General features: G+C 62.8%; 20 protein-coding genes and 1 rRNA gene. 17 read left to right on the forward strand and 4 right to left on the reverse strand.

From position 1 onward, the window contains the following. Window positions 1–28: 28 nt before the first annotated feature. Window positions 29–1,093 (reverse strand): Lrp/AsnC family transcriptional regulator, encoded by a 1,065-nt coding sequence (locus ACFWAD_RS23215; RefSeq protein WP_378548119.1) that lies wholly within the window; start codon window positions 1,091–1,093, stop codon window positions 29–31. 56 nt (window positions 1,094–1,149) lie between these two features. Here ACFWAD_RS23215 and ACFWAD_RS23220 point away from each other — a divergent pair, with 56 nt between their 5' ends. The 14 genes from ACFWAD_RS23220 (at window position 1,150) to ACFWAD_RS23285 (ending at window position 16,898) form a co-directional block, all read left to right on the forward strand. Next, complete coding sequence (locus tag ACFWAD_RS23220) at window positions 1,150–2,469, forward strand: flavin-containing monooxygenase (RefSeq protein ID WP_378548122.1); 1,320 nt, start codon at window positions 1,150–1,152, stop codon at window positions 2,467–2,469. Next, window positions 2,469–3,380 (forward strand): bile acid:sodium symporter family protein, encoded by a 912-nt coding sequence (locus ACFWAD_RS23225; protein ID WP_378548125.1) that lies wholly within the window; start codon window positions 2,469–2,471, stop codon window positions 3,378–3,380. The genes ACFWAD_RS23220 and ACFWAD_RS23225 overlap by 1 nt, the downstream gene beginning before the upstream one ends. Then, complete coding sequence (locus tag ACFWAD_RS23230) at window positions 3,377–4,312, forward strand: SDR family oxidoreductase (RefSeq protein ID WP_378548128.1); 936 nt, start codon at window positions 3,377–3,379, stop codon at window positions 4,310–4,312. The genes ACFWAD_RS23225 and ACFWAD_RS23230 overlap by 4 nt, the downstream gene beginning before the upstream one ends. A 117-nt stretch (window positions 4,313–4,429) precedes the next feature. Further along, window positions 4,430–4,903, forward strand: coding sequence for a hypothetical protein (locus ACFWAD_RS23235; RefSeq protein ID WP_378548131.1), 474 nt, complete (start codon window positions 4,430–4,432; stop codon window positions 4,901–4,903). 38 nt (window positions 4,904–4,941) lie between these two features. Next, on the forward strand, window positions 4,942–6,012 hold the full coding sequence (gene argC / locus ACFWAD_RS23240) for an N-acetyl-gamma-glutamyl-phosphate reductase (protein ID WP_378548134.1): 1,071 nt from the start codon (window positions 4,942–4,944) through the stop codon (window positions 6,010–6,012). Continuing rightward, window positions 6,009–7,268 carry a bifunctional glutamate N-acetyltransferase/amino-acid acetyltransferase ArgJ gene (gene argJ, locus ACFWAD_RS23245; RefSeq protein ID WP_378548137.1) on the forward strand — a complete coding sequence of 420 codons (1,260 nt, stop codon included), beginning with the start codon at window positions 6,009–6,011 and terminating at the stop codon, window positions 7,266–7,268. The genes argC and argJ overlap by 4 nt, the downstream gene beginning before the upstream one ends. Beyond that, window positions 7,265–8,188 carry an acetylglutamate kinase gene (gene argB / locus ACFWAD_RS23250; protein WP_378548140.1) on the forward strand — a complete coding sequence of 308 codons (924 nt, stop codon included), beginning with the start codon at window positions 7,265–7,267 and terminating at the stop codon, window positions 8,186–8,188. Before argJ ends, argB begins: the two co-directional genes overlap by 4 nt. Beyond that, on the forward strand, window positions 8,185–9,384 hold the full coding sequence (locus ACFWAD_RS23255; protein WP_378548143.1) for an acetylornithine transaminase: 1,200 nt from the start codon (window positions 8,185–8,187) through the stop codon (window positions 9,382–9,384). Before argB ends, ACFWAD_RS23255 begins: the two co-directional genes overlap by 4 nt. Beyond that, on the forward strand, window positions 9,381–10,331 hold the full coding sequence (gene argF, locus ACFWAD_RS23260) for an ornithine carbamoyltransferase (protein WP_021334039.1): 951 nt from the start codon (window positions 9,381–9,383) through the stop codon (window positions 10,329–10,331). Before ACFWAD_RS23255 ends, argF begins: the two co-directional genes overlap by 4 nt. Continuing rightward, window positions 10,328–10,807: an arginine repressor gene (locus ACFWAD_RS23265; RefSeq protein WP_007736224.1), complete on the forward strand. Its 480-nt coding sequence runs from the start codon at window positions 10,328–10,330 to the stop codon at window positions 10,805–10,807. The genes argF and ACFWAD_RS23265 overlap by 4 nt, the downstream gene beginning before the upstream one ends. Before the next feature lie 47 nt (window positions 10,808–10,854). After that, entirely contained in the window at window positions 10,855–12,054 is a 1,200-nt protein-coding gene (locus tag ACFWAD_RS23270) for an argininosuccinate synthase (protein WP_003944066.1), read from the forward strand. Window positions 12,055–12,057: 3 nt separating this feature from the next. After that, window positions 12,058–13,500: an argininosuccinate lyase gene (gene argH / locus ACFWAD_RS23275; RefSeq protein WP_378548146.1), complete on the forward strand. Its 1,443-nt coding sequence runs from the start codon at window positions 12,058–12,060 to the stop codon at window positions 13,498–13,500. A 170-nt stretch (window positions 13,501–13,670) separates the two neighbouring features. Beyond that, a complete protein-coding gene (locus ACFWAD_RS23280; RefSeq protein ID WP_378548149.1) occupies window positions 13,671–16,652 on the forward strand; it encodes an acyl-CoA synthetase in 2,982 nt (993 codons plus the stop codon). Window positions 16,653–16,691: 39 nt separating this feature from the next. Continuing rightward, window positions 16,692–16,898, forward strand: coding sequence for a Trm112 family protein (locus ACFWAD_RS23285; protein WP_003944045.1), 207 nt, complete (start codon window positions 16,692–16,694; stop codon window positions 16,896–16,898). Here ACFWAD_RS23285 and ACFWAD_RS23290 read toward each other — a convergent pair. From ACFWAD_RS23290 to ACFWAD_RS23300, 3 genes are read right to left on the reverse strand one after another with little or no spacing between them, the layout of a single operon-like run. Beyond that, a complete protein-coding gene (locus ACFWAD_RS23290) occupies window positions 16,895–17,512 on the reverse strand; it encodes a TetR family transcriptional regulator (RefSeq protein ID WP_378548152.1) in 618 nt (205 codons plus the stop codon). The genes ACFWAD_RS23285 and ACFWAD_RS23290 overlap by 4 nt on opposite strands. After that, a complete protein-coding gene (locus tag ACFWAD_RS23295) occupies window positions 17,509–18,264 on the reverse strand; it encodes an ABC transporter permease (RefSeq protein WP_003944033.1) in 756 nt (251 codons plus the stop codon). The genes ACFWAD_RS23290 and ACFWAD_RS23295 overlap by 4 nt, the downstream gene beginning before the upstream one ends. Then, window positions 18,261–18,995 (reverse strand): ABC transporter ATP-binding protein, encoded by a 735-nt coding sequence (locus ACFWAD_RS23300; RefSeq protein WP_058037510.1) that lies wholly within the window; start codon window positions 18,993–18,995, stop codon window positions 18,261–18,263. Before ACFWAD_RS23300 ends, ACFWAD_RS23295 begins: the two co-directional genes overlap by 4 nt. An 86-nt stretch (window positions 18,996–19,081) precedes the next feature. Between ACFWAD_RS23300 and ACFWAD_RS23305 the strand changes: the two genes are divergently transcribed. From ACFWAD_RS23305 to ACFWAD_RS23315, 3 genes are all read left to right on the forward strand, one after another. After that, entirely contained in the window at window positions 19,082–19,690 is a 609-nt protein-coding gene (locus ACFWAD_RS23305; protein WP_378548157.1) for a DNA-3-methyladenine glycosylase, read from the forward strand. Between the two features lie 19 nt (window positions 19,691–19,709). Further along, window positions 19,710–20,987 carry a tyrosine--tRNA ligase gene (gene tyrS, locus ACFWAD_RS23310; RefSeq protein ID WP_378548160.1) on the forward strand — a complete coding sequence of 426 codons (1,278 nt, stop codon included), beginning with the start codon at window positions 19,710–19,712 and terminating at the stop codon, window positions 20,985–20,987. Between the two features lie 568 nt (window positions 20,988–21,555). Next, window positions 21,556–21,639, forward strand: a 16S ribosomal RNA gene (locus tag ACFWAD_RS23315); the annotation flags it as partial.

Raw genomic sequence — 21,639 nt, forward strand, 5'->3', positions numbered from 1 at the left:
ATCCCTGGTGGTCGTGGGCTCTTTTGTGCTACCGATTTCCCGGTGATTCGATGCGGCTCGGCAACCACACGTCCGGGGCGATCGTCGATGTCCTGCGTCCGTTCTGATCGAGTACGTGACCGAGCAGTTTGCGCAGATACAGCACGATGGATCGTTCCGTGATGCAAAGGCCCGGAATCTCCTTGCGCAAGCGAATTTCGAAGGCATCGAGTTCTGCCGGAGAATGCAGCCACAACTGAACAACGAGGTTGTCAGCGCCGACCACGGCGAAGCAATTCCGAACTTCCGGCGCCCTACTCAGCACTCGACCCGCTGCGTCGAGAAGTTCGGGTTCGATGCGGCACCACAGAGTGGCGAGCACAGGAAGCCCGGCCAGTGGACGGGCGAATTCACACCGCAGCGCCACCAACCCCGAGGACGTGAGCCTGTCGATCTGGCGTTTGCACGCAGCGGGACTGACACCGATCGCGTCGGCCAACTCCCGCATGGGAGTGCGCCCGTCGTAGGCGAGCATTGTCAGAACCCTGCGATCCTGTTCCGAGATGCCGACTGTGCGTGCTCTTCCGGCTTGACGTGTGTCACCAGTGGTCAGGACACCGCGCTCGGCAGGCGCCAGCGCGTTGAGTCGCCAACGACCTCCTTCGGTGAACCAACGTGTGATGACAGACGTGCGTAGCGCCGACACGCCGTCGATCGTTGCGACCTCCTCCGAGATGAAACGTGACATCGACGCCAAGTCCGCAGTGCCGGCCGTGACGAGCAGATCTGCTCTGCCCGTTGATGCTTCGATGGTCACGGCGTGGGCCAAGCGAGTCAGCCGCACCGCGACGGCGTCGAGAAGTGCAGGTGAGCAATCGATTTCGATGATCGCTGTGACGATGCTGCCCAGCACCTGTGGCCCTGGAGTGACCGTGACCCAGGCCAACGACGATTCGGAGAGTCGATTCCAACGACGGGCGAGAGTCGCGGCGTCGAGTTCGAGTGGTCCGGCCAACGAAAGCCACGTGGATCGAGGTGCGAGCTGGAGCGCATTGATTATCCTCAGATCGATTTCATCTATCCCGCGACCGTTGCCGACATCTTGTGCGCTCATAACGTCATTATCCGGCATATTGCTGCAAGATTCGGACTATCTGCGACGCTCGACGGATGATCACAGAGGAGAAGTACGCGCTGATCGGAGCGGGCCCGTCTGGATTGGCCGGCGCGCGAAACCTCGATCGGGCCGGGATAGCGTTCGACGGCTTCGAGAGCCACGACAACGTCGGTGGGCTCTGGGACATCGACAACCCGCACAGCACCGTCTACGAGTCGGCGCACCTCATCTCTTCGAAGGGCACCACCGCGTTCGCGGAGTTCCCGATGGCGGATTCGGTGGCCGACTACCCGAGCCACGTCGAACTCGCCGAGTATTTCCGCGACTACGCCGACACTCACGATCTTCGCAGGCACTTCACCTTCGGTTCTACGGTCATCGACGTTTCGCCCGAGGATTCGCTGTGGCAGGTCACCACGCGCAGCCGCAACGGTGAGAAAACGGTTGCGCGGTACCGAGGCGTGATCATCGCAAACGGAACGTTGTCGAAGCCGAACATGCCGACGTTCCGCGGCGACTTCACCGGCACGTTGATGCACACGAGCGAGTACCGCAGCGCCGAGATCTTCCGTGGGAAGAAGGTACTGGTCATCGGAGCGGGCAACAGTGGATGTGACATCGCAGTGGACGCCGTCCACCAGGCAGAGTCCGTCGACCTGAGCGTTCGGCGAGGCTACTACTTCGTTCCGAAGTATCTGTTCGGCCGTCCCTCGGACACCTTGAATCAGGGAAAGCCGTTGCCGCCGTGGATCAAACAACGCGTCGACACGCTGGTGCTCAAGCAGTTCACGGGAGATCCGGTGCGGTTCGGATTTCCGGCGCCGGACTACAAAATCTATGAATCGCATCCGGTCGTGAACTCGTTGATCCTGCACCACGTCGGACACGGTGACGTGCACGTGCGCGGCGATGTCGACCGGTTCGACGGCAGGACGGTTCATTTTGTCGACGGTTCGTCCGCCGATTACGACCTCGTTCTCTGCGCCACGGGGTATCACCTCGACTACCCCTTCATCGCGCGCGCGGACCTGGACTGGTCGGGCGCTGCCCCGGACCTGTTCCTCAACGTCGCGAGTCGTCGCCACGACAGTCTCTTCGTACTCGGGATGGTGGAAGCCTCCGGGCTCGGGTGGCAGGGCCGCTTCGAGCAAGCGGAGTTGGTGGCCAAATTGATCGCGGCACGCACCGAAGCTCCCGACGCGGCACGCGAGTTCTCGGCGGCGGCAGCCGGCCCACCACCCGATCTGTCCGGGGGATACAAGTACCTGAAGCTGGGTCGAATGGCCTACTACGTGAACAAGGACGCCTACCGATCGGCGATCAAGCGGCACATCGAACTGCTCGATACTGCTCTGGCGAAGGGAGGGCAGTGATGCTGATCGACGACGTGGTTCTCAACTTCAACCCGGGATCGTTGATGATCCTCAACGTGGTGCTCGCTGCGATCATGCTGGGGATCGCCCTCGACACCTCGGTCGACGACTTCCGTCGTGCGCTCACCAAACCCAAGGCGATGGCGGTGGGTATCGCTGCCCAGTTCCTGCTGTTGCCGGCAGTGACATTTGCCCTGACGCTGATTCTCTCGCCGGCTCCGTCGGTAGCACTCGGCATGATCCTGGTGGCGTGCTGCCCGCCAGGAAACATCTCGAACGTCCTGACACACCGGGCGGGCGGCGACGTCGCGCTCTCGGTGTCCATGACGGCGGTGTCGAACGTCCTCGCGATCTTCCTCATGCCGCTCAATCTTGCGTTCTGGGGGAGCCGACGCTCGGAGACCGACGCGCTGTTGCAGTCGGTGAACTTGAATGCGCTCGAGATGGTCGTTCAAATCGCGCTCATCATCGGTGTGCCGTTTGTTGTCGGCATCTGGGCGGCGCGAAAGTTCCCGGAGGTCGCGGCGAAAGCGCAGCCGTGGGTGAAGAACGGCTCGTTGGTGGCGCTTTTGATCTTCATCGTTGCGGGAGTGTCGGGGAACGCGTCGTACTTCGTCGACTACATCGGGGTGGTACTGCTTGCGGTCTTCCTGCACGACACGGTTGCCCTCGCACTGGGATACTTCTGCGGCGCCGTCACCGGGTTGAACGAATACAGCCGTCGCGCAGTTTCGTTCGAGGTCGGCATCCGCAACGCCGGACTGGGCCTCGGATTGGTATTCACGTTCTTCGACGGACTCGGCGGTATGGCCATCGTGGCCGGCTGGTGGGGGATCTGGGACATCGTCGCCGGGTTGGCTTTGGCGACGGTCTGGTCCAAGCGCCGTACCAGAAAGGCGGTGCCGGCATGACTGTCGCGCTGGTAACGGGCGGAAACGGCTTCCTCGGCACGGCTGTCATCGACGAACTGATCGCACGAGGCATCACCGTCGTCTGTGCCGACCTCACGGTGAAGGCAACACCGGACGATCGAGTCCACCGCGTTCGAGCGGACGTGTGCGACCCCGCAGAATTGGGGCGGGTGTTCGGTGAGCACCGACCGGACGTCGTGATCCACCTCGCTTCTATCGTGAATCCCGGCAAGAACACGACAGCGGAGCAGGAGTACCGCGTCGACGTCGACGGGACACGAAACGTGCTCGCGGCCTGCGTCGAACACGGGGTTGGACGGATTGTCGTGTCTTCGTCCGGGGCGGCGTACGGCTACCACTCCGACAGCCCGGCGTGGATCACCGAGGACGTTCCCGTTCGCGGCAACGACGAATTCACTTACAGTCGGCACAAACGCCTGGTCGAGGAGATGCTCGCCGAGTATCGCGTCGTACATCCGCGGTTGGAGCAAGTTGTATTCCGGATCGGCACGATCTTGGGGGAGAGCGTCGACAACCAGATCACCGCGTTGTTCGATCGCCGCAAGCTGCTCAAGGTCGCCGGGAGCGACAGCCCTTTCGTGTTCGTCTGGCACACGGACGTGGCGAGCGCCTTTGCCGAGGCTGTGACCGGAAACCAGGTGGGCATCTTCAACGTCGCGGGCGACGGTGCGCTGACAGTCGACGAACTGGCTTCTCGAATGGGCAAGAGCACGGTGACGCTTCCCGCGTGGCTCCTCCGGGGCGTTCTACGCGTCGGACGGCGATTGGGTTTGACGGAACACGGTCCGGAGCGGGTCGGATTTCTCCAGTACCGGCCGGTCCTCGACAATCGGCGGCTCAAGGAACAGTTCGGATACGTCCCCGAGTATTCGAGCGAGGACGCGTTTGCGGCTTACCTCGCCTCACGCTGACCCCTTTCGGCAGGCGGTCGTGGAAGGATCGGAGTTGTCCGTCGACGTTTCGAGAAGGGACTGCCAGTGTCACACAATGATGGGGCCGAGAATGATGGGTCAGCACCCGGTATTTCCGTGCACCAGGTAGTCGAAGCTGCTGATGCACTCGACGACAAGGACTTCCTCGCGGTCGTCCGCGCAGTGGTCGAGCGTCGTCCGAGATTGTCGGTCCTTCTTTCCGTGGTGGACACCGCTGCCGCGAGCCTCGATCCGACCCGTGTCGAGGACGCGGACGCGGACGCGGACACGATAACCGACGCCGAAGAGGTCGAACTGCCCGACACTGTTGTGGAGGTCGACGAGATCATCGATGTCCCGGTGGTCCTTGCGACAGATCCGAGAATCCCCGAACCCGACTACACCGAAGGGGGAGTCCCCACTTTCGACCGCGTTCGGGAGAAGATAGAGGGGCGCTTCGGTACTTCCATAGGTTCGTCCGAATTGGCACACGAAAGTCCTGCCGGAAAGTCCGTCGACGAGCAGTGGGACGAGCGCCAGAAGGCTGCAAAAGCCAAGCTCGAGGAGATCCGGCGATCCATGGGTAAGTAATTATGCATTCCGATGCACAATGATGCATACTGTGTGACATGACTGAAGGTGGTACGACCGAGAACACACGCAAGCCGATCAGAGTCGCCGTTGCCGGCGCCAGTGGGTACGCCGGTGGTGAGGTTCTGCGTCTGCTTCTCGGGCACCCCTCCTATACCGACGGCACTCTGGTGATCGGTTCGCTGACCGCCGGTGGCAACGCCGGTTCGACGCTCGGTGAGCATCACCCGCACTTGCTCCCACTCTCTTCGCGGGTACTCGAAGAGACCACTGTCGAAATTCTCTCGGGCCACGACGTCGTCTTCCTCGGTCTCCCGCACGGAAATTCGGCTCAGTACGCCAAGCTGCTGCCCGAATCGACGGTCATCATCGACTGCGGTGCGGACTTCCGGCTGCAAGATTCCGCAGCCTGGGAGAAGTACTACAAGAGCACTCATGCCGGCACTTGGCCCTACGGGCTTCCTGAACTGCCCGGCGCCCGCGAGAAGTTGGTAGGCGCAACCCGCATCGCCGTTCCGGGCTGCTACCCGACGGCGGCGAGCCTCGCGCTGGCCCCCGCCGTTGCCGCGGGGATCGTGGACTCACACGTGAACGTGGTTGCGGTCAGTGGCACTTCGGGCGCCGGCCGGGCGCCGAAGGCTGATCTGCTGGGTTCGGAGGTCATGGGCTCGGTCCGCGCATACGGCGTCGGCGGCGTGCATCGCCACACCCCTGAGATCATTCAGAATCTCTCGGCAGCAGGCGGCAAGGACATCACAGTGTCGTTCACTCCGGTCCTCGCGCCCATGCCGCGCGGTATCCTCGCGACCTGCACGGCGGCCACCACCGCGACCGAAGAGCAGGCACGCGAAGTCTATGAAAAGGCATACAACGACGAGCCGTTCATCCACGTGCTGCCTGCCGGAGTCTTCCCGCAGACCGGCGCCGTGATCGGATCCAACGCAGTACAGATCGGTGTCACCGTGGATGCCGACGCCGGTCAGCTCGTTGTCATCTCGGCAATCGACAATCTCACCAAGGGCACCGCCGGTGGCGCTGTGCAATCGATGAACCTTGCCCTTGGCCTACCCGAGACCGCAGGTCTCTCTACCGTGGGAGTAGCTCCGTGAGCACCGACAATCCGCAGCAGATCGACAACCCAACCGAATCCGACGTGGTTCACGTCGCCGGGGGACGTCTGCTCCGTACACAGGGCGTCACCGCACCTGCCGGATTCCGCGGTGCCGGAATTGCTGCCGGTATCAAGAAGAGTGGCAAGTCGGACCTCGCACTGGTGCTCAACGAGGGCCCTGATCTGGCCGCTGCCGGCGTCTTCACCCTGAACAAGGTCAAGGCGGCTCCGGTGTTGTGGTCTCAGCAGGTCCTGACGACGGGCAAGCTGCGCGCGGTGGTGCTCAACTCGGGCGGCGCGAACGCCTGCACGGGCGCGGGTGGATTCCAGGATGCACACAAGACTGCCGAGGAAGTTGCTTCGGCACTGAGCAATTGGGGAACCGAGACGGGCGCGATCGAGGTCGCCGTCTGTTCCACCGGACTCATCGGTGACCGGTTGCCCATGGACAAGCTGATCCCCGGTGTCACTGAGGTCGTGCACGAACTTGCCGGCGGAATCTCCGGCGGCACCGACGCGGCATACGCGATCATGACCACGGACACCGTGCCGAAGCAGGCGTCGCTGCACCACGCGAACAAGTGGAACGTCGGCGGAATGGCCAAGGGCGCAGGCATGCTCGCGCCTGCGCTGGCCACCATGCTGTGCGTCGTCACGACCGATGCCGTCGCAACGGCCGAGCAGCTCGACACCGCGTTGCGCGCCGCCACCCACCTGAGCTTCGATCGTCTCGACGTCGACGGCGCGACGTCCACCAACGACACGGTTCTGCTGTTGGCCTCCGGTGCCAGCGGTGTGGCGCCGACCCAGGACGAGCTCAACGCCGCAGTATTCGCAGTGTGTGACGACCTCGCCGATCAGTTGATGGCCGACGCCGAGGGCGTCACCAAGCGGGTCAAGGTGACGGTTCGCGGCGCAGCGTCCGAATCCGACGCGCTGATCGGCGCCCGGACCGTTGCTCGGGACAGCTTGGTCAAGACGGCGCTTTTCGGATCCGACCCCAACTGGGGCCGCGTCCTCGCAGCAGTGGGTATCGCTCCCATCGAGCTCGATCCAGACCGAATCAGTGTGTCCTTCAACGGGAGTCCGGTCTGCATCGACGGCGTCGGCGCTCCGGGGGCACGTGAGGTCGACCTGAGCGGGATCGACATCGAACTCGACATCGATCTGGGAATCGGCAACGAGTCCGTGAGCATTCGCACCACGGACCTCTCGCATGCCTACGTCGAAGAGAACTCGGCGTACTCGTCATGACCGAGACGTATCCCGTCATCAGCGAGCATCAGAAGGCACATGTCCTTGCGGACGCGCTGCCGTGGCTGCAGCGATTCCGCGACAAGGTGGTCGTGGTCAAGTACGGCGGAAACGCCATGATCGACGAGACGCTCAAGACGGCATTTGCCGCCGACATGGCGTTTCTGCGGACTGTCGGCATCCATCCCGTCGTCGTTCACGGCGGTGGCCCGCAGATCAATGCGATGCTGGCACGCCTTGGCATGAAGGGTGAGTTCCGCGGTGGTTTCCGTGTGACGACGCCCGAGGTGATGGATGTCGTGCGGATGGTGCTTTTCGGTCAGGTCGGCCGTGAACTCGTCGGCTTGATCAACGCGCACGGTCCTTACGCGGTCGGTATCTCCGGTGAAGATGCGCACCTGTTCACCGCTACTCGACGCACGGTTACGGTCGAGGGGGAGCAGACCGACATCGGTCTGGTCGGAGACGTCACCACCGTGAACCCGGACGCGGTACTCGATCTCATTGCGGCAGGACGTATTCCGGTGGTCTCGACCATCGCACCCGACGCCGACGGTGTCGTCCACAACATCAACGCCGATACCGCTGCTGCCGCACTGGCCGAGGCGATCGGTGCCGAGAAGCTCGTTGTCCTCACCGACGTCGAGGGCCTGTACACCGATTGGCCGGACCGATCCTCGCTGGCCACCGAAATCGACACCGACGCCCTTGCTCAGTTGTTGCCGAGTCTCGATGCCGGCATGGTGCCCAAGATGGAGGCCTGCCTTCGCGCGGTGCGCGGAGGTGTGCCGTCGGCGCACGTGATCGACGGCCGGCTCGAACATTCAGTCCTACTCGAACTTTTCACCGGCGAAGGAATCGGCACGATGGTCGTGCCGGGCTCCTCGGTCGCCGGTCCCCAGCAGGGAGTTACCCCATGAGCACGATCGATCTCCAGCAGCGGTGGTCCGCTTCGCTGATGAACAACTACGGCGTACCCCGGGTTGCTCTCGTTCGCGGTGACGGGGCCGTCCTCACCGACGCCGACGGCAAGCAGTACGTCGACTTCCTGGCCGGAATCGCCGTCAACATCCTCGGACACGGGCATCCGGCCGTCGTCGAGGCAGTTACGACACAGTTGACGACACTGGGCCATGTGTCCAACCTGTACGCCAGCGAGCCGGTCGTCGAGTTGGCGGAGCAGCTGCTCGCTCATCTCGGCAACGTGAGCGGGCGCGCGTTCTTCTGCAACTCCGGTACCGAGGCGAACGAGGCTGCCTTCAAGCTCGCTCGCGCCACCGGCCGGAAGAAGATCATCGCAGCCGAGGGCTCTTTCCACGGTCGCACGATGGGCGCACTCGCTCTGACGGGTCAGCCTGCCAAGCGGGCGCCGTTCGAACCGATGCCTGCCGGTGTCGAGTTCGTGCCGTACGGCGACGTCGAGGCACTCGAGCGGGCCGTCGATTCCGACACCGCCGCTGTGTTCCTCGAACCGATCATGGGTGAGGGCGGCGTCGTGGTGCCACCGGAGGGATACCTCGTGGAGGCTCGGCGGATCACCGCCGAACGCGGTGCGCTTCTCGTACTCGACGAAGTGCAGACCGGCATCGGACGGACGGGCTGGTTCTACGCCCATCAGGCCGTCGGCATCGTTCCCGACGTCATCACGCTTGCGAAGGGGCTCGGCGGTGGAATGCCGATCGGCGCCTGCATCGCGACCGGAGCAACGGCAGAGTTGTTCGGGCCGGGTAAGCACGGGACGACATTCGGTGGAAATCCGGTGTGTGCCGCGGCTGCACTTGCCGTGCTGAAAACCATTGCAGCGGAGGACCTGATCTCGCGCGCGGACAGTTTGGGTAAGTCGATCTCGACTGGCATCGAAGATCTGGGCCATCCGTTGGTCGACTACGTACGGGGATCAGGACTGTTGCTGGGTGTCGTGCTGACCGAGGACGTCGCGCCGGCGGTGGAAAATGCAGCCCGCGAAGCCGGGTACCTTGTGAATGCAGCGCAACCCGGAGTAATCCGGTTGGCGCCGCCGCTGATCCTCACGGATGAGCAGGCCGAAACCTTCGTGGCAGCACTACCTGCCATCTTCGACAGTGCACTATCGGCTGACCAGCCGGGGGAGAAGTGACTACCGTGGTGAAACACTTTCTCAGGGACGACGATCTGACTCCGGCGCAGCAGGCCGAAGTTCTGGAACTCGCTGCGATTCTCAAGAAGGACCCGTTCGCTCGGCGTCCACTCGAGGGTCCACGCGGAGTCGGCGTCATCTTCGAGAAGAACTCGACGCGTACACGTTTCTCGTTCGAGATGGGCATCGCACAGATGGGCGGCCACGCCGTCGTCGTCGACGGGCGCAGCACCCAACTCGGGCGTGAAGAGACGCTGGCGGACACCGGACGCGTTCTCTCCCGCTACGTCGACGCCGTCGTGTGGCGCACGTTCGGCCAGAAGCGCTTGGAGCAGATGGCAACGGGCGCAACCATTCCCATCGTCAACGCGTTGTCGGACGAGTTTCACCCCTGTCAGGTTCTGGCCGATCTGCAAACGCTGATCGAGCAGAAGGGTGAGCTCAAGGGGCTGAAGCTGACCTACCTGGGTGACGGCGCCAACAACATGGCTCACTCACTGATGCTCGGCGGAGTCACCGCAGGCATCGACGTCACCATTGCCAGCCCCGCGGGCTTCGAACCGGCGGACTGGGTAGTGGCAGCAGCACGCAAACGCGCCGAGGAAACCGGCGCGACCATCACGCTGACGCAGGACCCGCAGGCCGGCGTCGTCGGCGCCGACGCGTTGGTCACCGACACCTGGACCTCTATGGGTCAGGAGAACGACGGACTCGATCGGGTCGGACCTTTCCGTCCGTTCCAGATCAACAAGGAGCTGCTCGCAAAGGCAGATCCGAAGGCCGTCGTCCTGCACTGCCTGCCCGCACATCGCGGCGAAGAAGTCACCGACGAGGTTCTCGACGGGCCGCAGAGTGTTGTCTGGGACGAGGCGGAGAACCGTCTGCACGCCCAGAAGGCATTGCTCGTGTGGCTGCTGGAACAGCGAACCCAACTGGACCCGGCGTGAGCGTCGCTCCCACTCGGGCTGGTCGCCAGTCGCGCATCATCGCGCTTCTGGCGGCTCACCCCGTCCGAAGTCAGACGGAGCTGGCGGCCTTGCTCGGTGCCGAGGGCATCGAGGCAACGCAGGCGACGCTCTCGCGTGACCTCGAAGAGCTGGGAGCGGTGAAACTGCGTGCCGCCGACGGCGGCGCCGGTGTTTACGTGGTGCCGGAGGACGGGAACCCGGTACGCGGTGTGGCCGGCGGTACCGACCGCCTCTCACGGCTGTTGGGTGAGCTGTTGGTCTCCACCGATTTCAGCGGCAACATGGCGATCCTCCGGACACCGCCGGGAGCCGCGCACTACCTCGCGAGCGCACTGGATCGGTCCTCGATGCCGGACATCGTAGGCACGATCGCCGGAGATGACACCATCTTCGTAGTGGCCCGGGAACCGCTTTCCGGAGCGGAACTCGCGGCCATGATCGAATCGCTCGCCTGACCCCTTATTCTTTGATAGAGATTTTCAACCGAAGGAGCACAAAAACCATGGCCGATCGCGTCGTACTCGCCTACTCGGGCGGGCTGGACACTTCTGTTGCCATCAGTTGGATCGGTAAGGAGACGGGCGCTGAAGTTGTCGCCGTCGCCATCGATCTGGGGCAGGGTGGCGAGGACATGGAGGTCGTGCGTCAGCGCGCGATCGACTGCGGCGCAGTCGAATCCGTTGTCGTCGACGCCCGCGACGAGTTCGCGGACGAGTACTGCCTGCCGACCATCGCGGCCAACGCCCTGTACATGGACCGCTACCCGCTCGTCTCGGCCATCAGCCGTCCGCTGATCGTCAAGCACATCGTCGAAGCTGCACGCTCGCACGGCGGCACCATCGTCTCGCACGGTTGCACCGGTAAGGGCAACGACCAGGTTCGCTTCGAGGTCGGATTCGGCGCCCTCGCACCCGACCTGCAGGTCATCGCACCGGTCCGCGACTACGCCTGGACCCGCGAGAAGGCCATCGCCTTCGCCGAAGAGAACAACATCCCGATCAACGTCTCCAAGAAGTCGCCGTTCTCGATCGACCAGAACGTCTGGGGCCGCGCCGTCGAGACCGGATTCCTCGAGGATCTGTGGAACGCGCCGACGAAGGACGTCTACGACTACACCCAGGACCCGACGGTCAACTGGAATGCACCCGACGAGCTCATCATCAGCTTCGACAAGGGCCGCCCGGTCGCCATCGACGGCCGCCCGGTATCGGTTCTCGAAGCCATTCAGGAACTGAACAAGCGCGCAGGCGCTCAGGGCGTCGGCCGCCTCGACGTCGTCGAGGACCGTCTCGTGGGCATCAAGAGCCGTGAGATCTACGAGGCTCCCGGCGCGATGGTTCTCATCACCGCACACCAGGAACTCGAGCACGTCACCCTCGAACGCGAACTCGGTCGCTACAAGCGTCAGATGGAGCAGCGTTGGTCCGAGCTGGTCTACGACGGCCTCTGGTTCTCGCCCCTCAAGGACGCACTGGACACGTTCGTCGACAAGACGCAGGAACGCGTCACCGGTGACATCCGTCTCTTCCTGCACGGTGGAGCCATCACCGTCAACGGTCGTCGCAGCCCGGAGTCGCTCTACGACTTCAACCTCGCGACGTACGACGAGGGCGACAGCTTCGACCAGTCTGCATCGAAGGGCTTCGTCGAGATCCACGGTCTGTCGTCGAAGGTCGCCGCGAAGCGCGATCTGGGACTCTGAGCCATGACGGCTCACGGTGACGGAGACGCTCAGAAACACGGCACCAACGAAGGCGCGCTGTGGGGCGGACGGTTCGAGTCCGGACCGGCCGCTGCCATGGCGGCGCTGAGCAAGTCGACTCACTTCGACTGGGTCCTCGCTCCGTACGACGTGCGGGCGTCGCAGGCGCATGCGCGTGTGCTGAACAAGGCCGGCCTGCTCAGCGAAGCCGACCTCGCGACGATGCTCGACGGTCTCGACCGTCTGGCGGCAGATGTCGCCAGTGGCGCCTTCGGGCCCAGCGATTCGGACGAGGACGTACACGGCGCACTCGAGCGCGGTCTGATCGAGCGTGTCGGGCCTGAGGTCGGTGGACGCCTGCGTGCTGGTCGTTCGCGTAACGACCAGGTGGCCACGCTGTTCCGCATGTGGCTTCGCGATGCGGTCCGCCGCATCTCCACCGGCGTTCTCGACGTGGTCGACGCATTGGCGACTCAGGCCGGGGCGCATCCGGATGCCGTGATGCCGGGCAAGACGCACCTGCAGGCGGCTCAGCCGGTCCTGTTGGCGCATCACCTGCTCGCTCACGCACATCCACTGTTGCGGGACGTGCAACGCCTTCGCGACTTCGACGTGCGAGCTGCGGTGTCCCCGTACGGTTCCGGTGCACTGGCCGGTTCCTCACTCGGACTCGATCCCGAAGCGATTGCGGCGGAACTGAAGTTCGACAGCTCGGCCGAGAACTCGATCGACGCAACGGCTTCGCGTGATTTCGCAGCCGAGGCAGCGTTCGTGCTCGCAATGATCGGTGTCGATCTCTCCCGTATGGCGGAAGAGATCATCATCTGGAGCACACCGGAGTTCGGCTACATCACTCTTGCCGACGCGTGGTCCACGGGATCGTCGATCATGCCGCAGAAGAAGAATCCGGATGTCTCGGAACTCACGCGCGGTAAGTCGGGTCGTTTGATCGGTAACCTCACCGGATTGTTGGCGACGCTCAAGGCTCAGCCGCTGGCGTACAACCGCGATCTGCAAGAGGACAAGGAACCGGTCTTCGACTCGGTTGCGCAGCTCGAGATGTTGCTCCCGGCCATCACCGGTCTGGTGCAGACTCTCGAGTTCCACACCGAGCGTATGGCGGAACTTGCTCCGGCGGGGTTCACGTTGGCCACCGACATCGCGGAGTGGATGGTGCGTCAGGGCGTGCCGTTCCGGGTTGCACACGAGGCAGCCGGAGCGTGTGTGCGTGTCGCCGAAGCTCGGGGCGTCGGACTCGAAGATCTCACGGACGAGGAACTGGCCGACGTCGACAGCGCGCTGACGCCCGCTGTTCGTGAGGTGCTGACAGTCGAGGGTTCCATCTCTTCGCGTAATGCACGGGGCGGCACCGCGGGGGTGCGGGTGGCAGAGCAGTTGGACGGAGTCCGAGCAGTGGCGCAGTCGCTGCGGGGATGGACACTCTGACCTCGAGGTCGCGAGTGTCGTCCCTCTCTTTTCGGCAGTAGTCCTTCGGTCGTACGCGGTCAGGGAGCAGAATTTGCTCCCTGACCGCGTACGCGTATTCGTCGTCAGTAGGCTTGTCGCGCGCGGGAAAAATGAGACTGACGTCACATGGTGAGTAACTTGGGAGTGAAATGGTGGGATTGAATTCCAAGTCTGTGCTGGGCCCGATTCGTCGGGTGGTTGCGACAGCACAAAACGGCCTCGAGGTCGTCCGGTTGGGTGGGTTGGAAACGGATGCGACCACGTCGCCGTTCGAGATCGTCGAACGCGCAGCGATGTATCGGCTCCGGCGCTACTTCCCGGACAGTGACCCGGAAACCGTCGGCGCACCGATCTTGCTGATCCCGCCGATGATGATGTCGGCGAACGTGTACGACGTGACCCGCGACCAGGGCGCTGTGGGAATTCTGCACGAGATGGGCCTTGACCCTTGGGTCGTCGATTTCGGTTCGCCCGACTCCGAAGAGGGCGGTTGGGATCGCAATCTTGCCGATCACATCATCGCTCTCAGCGACATCGTCGATCACATCCGCCGTCACACCGGTAAAGATGTTCACATCTCCGGTTACTCGCAGGGTGGAATGTTCGCCTATCAGGCGGCTGCCTACCGACGCAGCCGAAACATAGCCAGTGTCATCACCTTCGGCAGCCCGGTCGACACACTCGCTGCATTGCCTTTCGGTATCCCGGCCGGATTGGCTACCAAGGGTGCGGATTTCCTCGCCGATCACGTCTTCAATCGCCTGGCAGTCACCGGATGGATGGCTCGTACCGGGTTCCAGTTGCTCGATCCCGTGAAGTCGCTGAAGATGCGCGTCGACTTCCTGCTTCAACTGCACGACCGTGAGGCGTTGCTACCGAGAGAGCAGCAGCGACGCTTCCTCGCCACCGAGGGTTGGGTTGCGTGGTCGGGGCCCGCAGTTGCCGAACTGCTCAAGCAGTTCATCGTGCACAACAGGATGATGACCGGCGGTTTTGTCATCAAGGATCAATTGGTCTCTCTCGCCGAAATCACCTGCCCCATCCTGGCGTTTGTCGGCGAGGTCGACGACATCGGTCAGCCGCAGGCGGTTCGCGGTATCAGTCAAGCGGCTCCTCGGGCGAAGGTCTATGAATCTACTTTGCGCGCAGGTCATTTCGGTTTGGTTGTCGGTTCCACCGCGGCCAATCACACCTGGCCGACAACCGGTGAATTCGTGCAGTGGACCGAAACGGGTGGGCCGCTCCCGGACCGCATCGCGAACATGGTCTACGGCGCCGATCTCGAAGACCAGACCGGTGTGTCGATCAGCAATCGGATCATCCACACCGTCGCCTCGGTCGCCGAAGTAGGGGCAGGCGTCACCAAGGGAATCAGTGACCTTGCCGCCGGTGCCCTGCGCGGCACTTTCGAGTTGTCCGGCGAGGCAGCGCGCGCGTTGCCACGTCTGGCGCGGCTCAACCAAATTCAGCCGCACACCAAGATCTCCCTGAGCCAATTGCTCGCGGAGCAGCGTCGAAAGGCGCCGAACGGCGAGTGCTTCCTCTTCGACAATCGCGTGCACACCTACGAAGCGGTCAACGCCCGCATCGACAATGTCGTACGTGGATTGATCTCCGTGGGCGTGCGTCCGGCAGCACACGTCGGTGTCTTGATGGAGACCCGTCCCAGCGCGCTCGCGGCCATCGCGGCTCTCTCGCGCCTCGGTGCCGTCGCGGTCATGCTTCCGCCAGGGTCCGACATCACGGCGGCGGTCAAGCTGGGATCGGTCGATCGGATCATCACCGATCCGGAGAACGTCGATGCCGCAGTGGTTACCGGTAGGCCTGTTCTGGTTCTCGGCGGCGGCGATGCCCGTGGCCTCGAGGTGGATCCGTCGCACGACGTGATCGATCTCGAACAAATCGATCCGACGAAGGTCAATCTGCCCGGGTGGTACCGACCGGATCCCGGTGTCGCCCGCGAACTCGCGTTCATCATCTTCGCGGAATCCGGCGGTGTGCTCGAAGCCAAGCAGATCACCAACTACCGGTGGGCATTGTCGGCCTTCGGCACGGCCACGGCGGCCGATCTCGATCGCGGTGACACCGTGTACTGCCTTGCGCCGCTCCACCATTCGTCGAGTTTGCTCGCGACTATCGGTGGCGCAATGGCGGGTGGTTCCCGGATTGCTCTCTCACGCGGACTGAACCCGGCGAGGTTCGTCGAAGAAATCCACCGCTACGGCGTGACGGTCGTGAGTTACACGTGGTCGATGATGCGCGAGATCCTCGACGAGGATCTTCTTCTCATCGACGGCAGCCATCCGGTCCGCCTGTTCATCGGTTCGGGAATGCCCCATGGTCTGTGGAAACGGACCACGGAGGCGTTCGACCCCGCGCAGGTGCTCGAGTTCTATGCGTCGACCGAAGGCGACGTCATTCTCGCCAACGTCGCGGGCTCCAAAGTCGGCTCCAAGGGTCGCCCGCTGCCGGGTAGCGCGCAGGTTCGATTGGCGGCCTACGACCCCCTCAGTGGTCGGCTCCTCGAAAACGGCAACGGGTTTGTCCGTGAGTGCGCCGAAGATGAGGTCGGTTTGCTGCTCGGGCGCGCGGGATTCACCGCCGATCTCTCGGGCGGCGCCATGCGAGGTCTCTTCCAAGCCGGCGATTCGTGGATTCCCACCGAGAATCTCTTCCGCCGAGACGGCGACGGCGACTACTGGCTGATCGATCACAAGAACACGGTCATTTCCACCCTCCGCGGTCCCGTGTTCACCCAGCCGATCGTCGACGCTTTGTCGAGTGTTGCGCGGGTAGATCTTGCTGTCGCGTACGGCGTCGGCGACGCACCGCATCAGTTGGCGGTCGCTGCCGTGACCTGGCGTCCGGGGCGGCAGTTCCGATCTGCCGAGCTTGCAGAGGCGCTCTCGCGCATCGCTTTCGACGCTCGTCCGGACATCGTGCACGTGGTGGACGAGATCCCGGTGGGCTCGTCGTACCGTCCGAGCGCTACTGCTTTGGCTGCGGCCGGACTGCCGGCGCCGGGGCCACGGACCTGGTTCCTCGATTCCGAGACGCAGTCGTACAAGCGGCTGACCAAGGCAATTGCCGCGCAGTTGATGCCGACGAGGGTGGGCACCGGAGCACGGTAGCCTGAGGACATTCTGTTTGATCGGTTCGAGAGGACTCACGTGGCTATTGATTCGACGTTGCTCAGCATTCTGGCCTGCCCCCAGGACAAGGGCCCGCTGCTGCTGGTCGGGGACGAGTTGCTCTACAACCCCCGTTTGCGGCGCGCGTATCCGATCGAGAACGGTATTCCTGTTCTGTTGATCGACGAGGCACGCGATGTGGCCGACGACGAGCACGAGAAGTTGCTCGCACGGGCCGAAGGCTAGATCGGCAACTCGCCGGTGAGGTACCGCTGGAGGTTCGGAGCTACCAGCGGTACCAGTGCGTCGACGCTCAACGTCGCGAGCGGTTCGAGTCCGAGCACGTATCGCGTGACCAGCAGCCCGGCCATCTGAGAGGCCACCAATTCTGCTCTGATCAGGCCGGTGCCGGGTGGTGTGTCCACCCGCGGAATGATGTCGCGCAATACGATATCGAGCAGAAAGCTCTGGATCAGTTGCGATCCGTCTCCGGAAATGGCTGATCGAAAAGCCGCCAGAATCGCCGGCTGATGTTCCGAATCCCATAGCCCGATCACCTCCCGGAGAAGGCTTTCGCCGAGATTTTCGGTCGGGGAGGTGTGAACCGGTCCCAGTACCTGTGCTGGATCGATCGGTAGCGCGATCGCAGCGGTGAACAACTGCTCCTTGCTCCCGAAATGGTGATGAATCATAGCTGGATCGACGTCAGCGGCCGCGGCTATCGATCGAACGGTAGTTCTTCGAAAACCGTTCCGGGAGAACTCTCGTCGCGCCGAATCGAGAATCTGCGCGCGAGTCTCCGACTTGCCCGGTCGTCGCCCCGAACGAGTCGGCGTCGGCGCGGTGCTGTTGTCGGTCATGGAGTGCGGCGATCGAGTGTGGCTGCGGCCAGCGATAGTGCGGCGGCGGCAAAGCCCGCCATGACGGCGAGATCACGCCACATCTGACCTGTCGCGTCGGCATGCATCGACACTTGTTGAAGCGCGTCGACGGCGTAGCTCAAGGGGAGGACGTTGCTGATCCATTCGAGCCAGGTCGGCAATTGGTCACGAGGTACCAGGAGTCCGCAGAGGAAGAGCTGTGGAACCACTACGACAGGCATGAACTGCACTGCTTGGAATTCGGTCTTCGCGAACGCACTGGCCAACAGACCAAGAGCAACGCCGAGGATCGCGCCGAGAACTGCGATGACGATGACCCACGCAAGACTGCCAGCGATGGTGAGCCCGAGAAATCCGAAAGCTACCGCGCACGCGAGAGCTGCTTGAGCGGCTGCGGAGAGTGAAAATGCTGCACCGTATCCGGCGAGAAGATCGAGTTTGCCCATCGGAGTGGTGAGCAGGCGTTCAAGTGTGCCTGAACTGCGTTCGCGTTGCATCGCGATGGACGTGACCAGGAACATGACGACAAACGGCAAGATTCCCAACATCGTGATCGCCACTCGTTGGAAGAGCGAAACCTGGCCGGGTGGCGTCGGGACGTCTTGGTAGAGGAAGTAGAGCAGAATCATCAGTAACGACGGGACCAACAAGATCATGGCCACCGTACGGTGATCTTGGCGGAGCTGAAGCAGAATTCGAACGGTAGTAGCACCGAAGATCCTGATGCTCATGATATTTCGCCTCCGACGGGTGAAGTCCGAATCAGCTCGAGAAAGGCGTCCTCGAGCCGTTCACATCTGGTTTTTGCGCGCAGTTCGTCAGGGGTGAGTTGCGCGAGAAGGTACCCGTCGCGCATCAGAATCAGTTCTGCGCAGTGGTCCGCCTCGTCCATGACGTGGCTCGAGACCAACAGGGTGGTTCCGCTGCGAGCGAGGTCGGCAAATCGTTCCCACAATTCGACGCGAAGGACTGGATCGAGCCCGACGGTCGGTTCGTCGAGGATCAACACATCAGGTGACGCCACCAGCGCGCATGCCAGCGAAACTCGACCGCGTTGACCTCCGGACAGGTCGGCTGCGGTCTGGTCGGCATATCGGCTCAATCCGACGGCGTCGACCGCTGCTGCGACGTCTGCGCCGGATTTTCCGTACAGAGCGCCGAAATACTGAACATTTCGCGTGACCGTCAGGTCGCCGTAGACACTGGGGGATTGGGTGACGTACCCGATCCGACGGCGAAGGGCGACGGACCCGGCGCGATCTCCCAGGACTCTGACCTCACCACTTTCGACAATCTGCGTTCCGACTATCGCGCGCATGAGGGTTGTTTTGCCGCAACCGGAGGGTCCGAGCAGTCCGGTGATCGATCCCGCCGAAACTTGCAGGTCAAGCGAGTGGAGTACTTCGTGTTTGCCGCGAATGACTCGGAGTCCGCGGATGTCTATTGCCGGCGTTGTGGTCACTGTGCGCCTCGTTTCAATAATTCATCACTTGTTGAATTATGCGACTCGGCCGACAGGCGAGTCAACGGTGTGGGCACAATCGAAGGGTGAGTATCGAGACCTTGGTAAATGTGAAAAACCCGTTGGAAGCGGGCTTGGCGGTTCTCGGCTCGACCCTGATCGTCGACGAGGTCGCTCTGAGAATTGTCGAGGTGGAGGCTTACGGCGGGGAGAAGGACGGGCCCTGGCCGGATCCGGCAGCGCATTCGTATCGGGGGCAAACGCCGCGAAACAGCGTGATGTTCGGGCGGGCGGGGCGTCTGTACGTCTACCGCAGCTACGGAATGCACTTTTGCATGAACATCTCGTACGGCCCGGATGGTGTCGCGGGCGGTGTTCTGCTCCGCGCCGCTGAAATCGAAGCCGGCCACGATGTGGTGTCCGCACGGAGATCGCCGGACCGGCCGTCTCACCAATGGGCCAGAGGGCCAGGTAATCTCGGCGCTTCCGCCGCAATCACGCTGGGGGACAACGGAACAGACGTGTTCGACCCGGCGTCGCGGATTCGGCTCGAATTGGGGGAGTCGAAGGAATGGGTGAGCGGACCGCGGGTGGGTGTCAGCACCGCGGCGGAGGTCCCGTGGCGCCTCTGGATTCCGGACTCCCCGGCGGTGTCCGCGTATCGCCGAAGCCCGCGAGCACCGGCCGTTTCGTGAAGATGGGATGATCGAGTCCGTGACTGAGAATATTCTCGACGAACTGACCTGGCGCGGGCTGATCGCCCAATCAACCGATCTCGACGCTTTGCGTAAAGATCTCGAGGCCGGACCGGTCACGCTGTATGCGGGGTTCGACCCGACCGGACCGAGTCTGCACGCAGGCCACCTGGTTCCGCTCCTTGCGCTCAAGCGTTTTCAGCGTGCAGGCAACCGCCCGATCGTTCTTGCCGGCGGTGCAACGGGCTTGATCGGTGACCCCCGTGACGTCGGGGAACGGACGATGAACTCCGCCGACACCGTCGCAGACTGGGCGGGTCGCATCCGTGATCAGCTCGAACGATTCGTGGATTTCGACGATTCGCCGACGAGTGCGGTCATCGAGAACAACATGAACTGGACCGGCAAGATGTCGGCCATCGACTTCTTGCGTGATGTCGGCAAACACTTCTCCGTGAACGTGATGCTCGCGCGCGACACCGTCAAGCGTCGCCTCGAATCGGACGGCATGTCGTACACCGAGTTCAGCTACATGCTGCTCCAGGCCAACGACTACCTGCACCTGCGGCGCGATCTCGGCTGCACGTTGCAGGTCGGCGGGTCCGATCAGTGGGGCAACATCATTGCCGGCGTCGAACTCAACCGTCGTGTCGACGGTGAGAGCGTGCACGCAATGACGGTTCCGCTGGTGACCTCGGCCGATGGCAAAAAGTTCGGAAAATCGACCGGTGGCGGCAGTTTGTGGCTCGACCCCGAGATGACCAGCCCGTACGCCTGGTACCAGTACTTCGTGAACACTGGCGACGCCGACGTGATCAAGTACCTGCGCTGGTTCACCTTCCTCACTGCGGACGAACTCGCGGAGTTGGAGACTGCAACGGCGGAGCGGCCGCATGCGCGAGAAGCGCAGAAGCGACTCGCCGCGGAGATGACGACCTTGGTTCACGGAGAACACAACACCCGTGCTGTCGAGCTCGCCAGCCAGGCGTTGTTCGGCAAGGCGGAGCTGGCGGAACTCGACGAGTCGACGCTCGCCGCGGCGCTGAAAGAAGCATCTGTCAGCGAATTGGCGCCGGGGGAGCCGCGCACGATCATCGATCTGCTCGTGACGAGCGGTTTGTGTGAGAGCAAGGGAGCTGCTCGACGCGCAGTGAAAGAGGGCGGCGCTTCGGTGAACAACCAGAAGGTGTCGGCCGACGACTGGGAGCCCACCGCATCCGATCTGCTTCACGGCAGCTGGTTGGTCGTCCGGCGCGGAAAGCGCAACTTCGCCGGCGTGAAAATCCTTCCGAACTGACGTGTGTGGGGTCACAGTCGCCTTGCGGGGCTCCTGTGGCCGCTGGTGGCCCGCCTGCGGGCGGGCTACCAGCGGATTTAACCTGACGAACACCTGCGACCTGCACGTTTGACGCTCAGTTTTCATTCGCGTAACTTTGTCCAAGTCAGAGCGACACGGACACCAACCCCGACCGACAGGCCGGGGACACGCGGTTGGACGAAGTCGGAGACAATCACGCTCAGCGGGAACTTGCTTCCCTGGAGCGAACAAGCTAAGATTGTAACCCTTGCCCCGGAGCTTTCAACCTGGTTGAAGTGATGGTGTGTGCGTGTTCTTTGAGAACTCAACAGTGTGTCGATGAATGTCAGTGCCAAATATTTTTTGGTACTTCGCATGTCGGATGATGTTCCGGGCCTTCGGGTTTCGGTTCTGATGTTCGGGGTGTGAGTATTTTTCTTCGGTGATTGTTCATTCTTCCGTCTGAATGGTTGCCGACACATTTTTTGCTAGTTGAGTTTTTTTGCTAGTGATTTGACTCTTTTTGTCTATGACTGATTAGTGGGCTTGCCTGCGAAATCTAGAGTCTTCAACGGAGAGTTTGATCCTGGCTCAGGACGAACGCTGGCGGCGTGCTTAACACATGCAAGTCGAGCGGTAAGGCCTTTCGGGG

This window comes from Rhodococcus sp. NPDC059969 (genome assembly GCF_042738325.1).
Taxonomy (GTDB): domain Bacteria; phylum Actinomycetota; class Actinomycetes; order Mycobacteriales; family Mycobacteriaceae; genus Rhodococcus_F.

What these genes read in the sequence shown, in the direction of transcription:
- ACFWAD_RS23230 (WP_378548128.1), top strand. Translation starts at nt 3,377, where the DNA reads ATGACTGTCGCGCTGGTAACGGGCGGAAACGGCTTCCTCGGCACGGCT.
- ACFWAD_RS23220 (WP_378548122.1), top strand. Translation starts at nt 1,150, where the DNA reads ATGATCACAGAGGAGAAGTACGCGCTGATCGGAGCGGGCCCGTCTGGA.
- ACFWAD_RS23255 (WP_378548143.1), top strand. Translation starts at nt 8,185, where the DNA reads ATGAGCACGATCGATCTCCAGCAGCGGTGGTCCGCTTCGCTGATGAAC.
- ACFWAD_RS23280 (WP_378548149.1), top strand. Translation starts at nt 13,671, where the DNA reads ATGGTGGGATTGAATTCCAAGTCTGTGCTGGGCCCGATTCGTCGGGTG.
- ACFWAD_RS23215 (WP_378548119.1), bottom strand. Translation starts at nt 1,093, where the DNA reads ATGAGCGCACAAGATGTCGGCAACGGTCGCGGGATAGATGAAATCGAT.
- ACFWAD_RS23225 (WP_378548125.1), top strand. Translation starts at nt 2,469, where the DNA reads ATGCTGATCGACGACGTGGTTCTCAACTTCAACCCGGGATCGTTGATG.
- argH (WP_378548146.1), top strand. Translation starts at nt 12,058, where the DNA reads ATGACGGCTCACGGTGACGGAGACGCTCAGAAACACGGCACCAACGAA.
- argC (WP_378548134.1), top strand. Translation starts at nt 4,942, where the DNA reads ATGACTGAAGGTGGTACGACCGAGAACACACGCAAGCCGATCAGAGTC.
- ACFWAD_RS23270 (WP_003944066.1), top strand. Translation starts at nt 10,855, where the DNA reads ATGGCCGATCGCGTCGTACTCGCCTACTCGGGCGGGCTGGACACTTCT.
- ACFWAD_RS23295 (WP_003944033.1), bottom strand. Translation starts at nt 18,264, where the DNA reads ATGAGCATCAGGATCTTCGGTGCTACTACCGTTCGAATTCTGCTTCAG.
- argB (WP_378548140.1), top strand. Translation starts at nt 7,265, where the DNA reads ATGACCGAGACGTATCCCGTCATCAGCGAGCATCAGAAGGCACATGTC.
- ACFWAD_RS23290 (WP_378548152.1), bottom strand. Translation starts at nt 17,512, where the DNA reads ATGACCGACAACAGCACCGCGCCGACGCCGACTCGTTCGGGGCGACGA.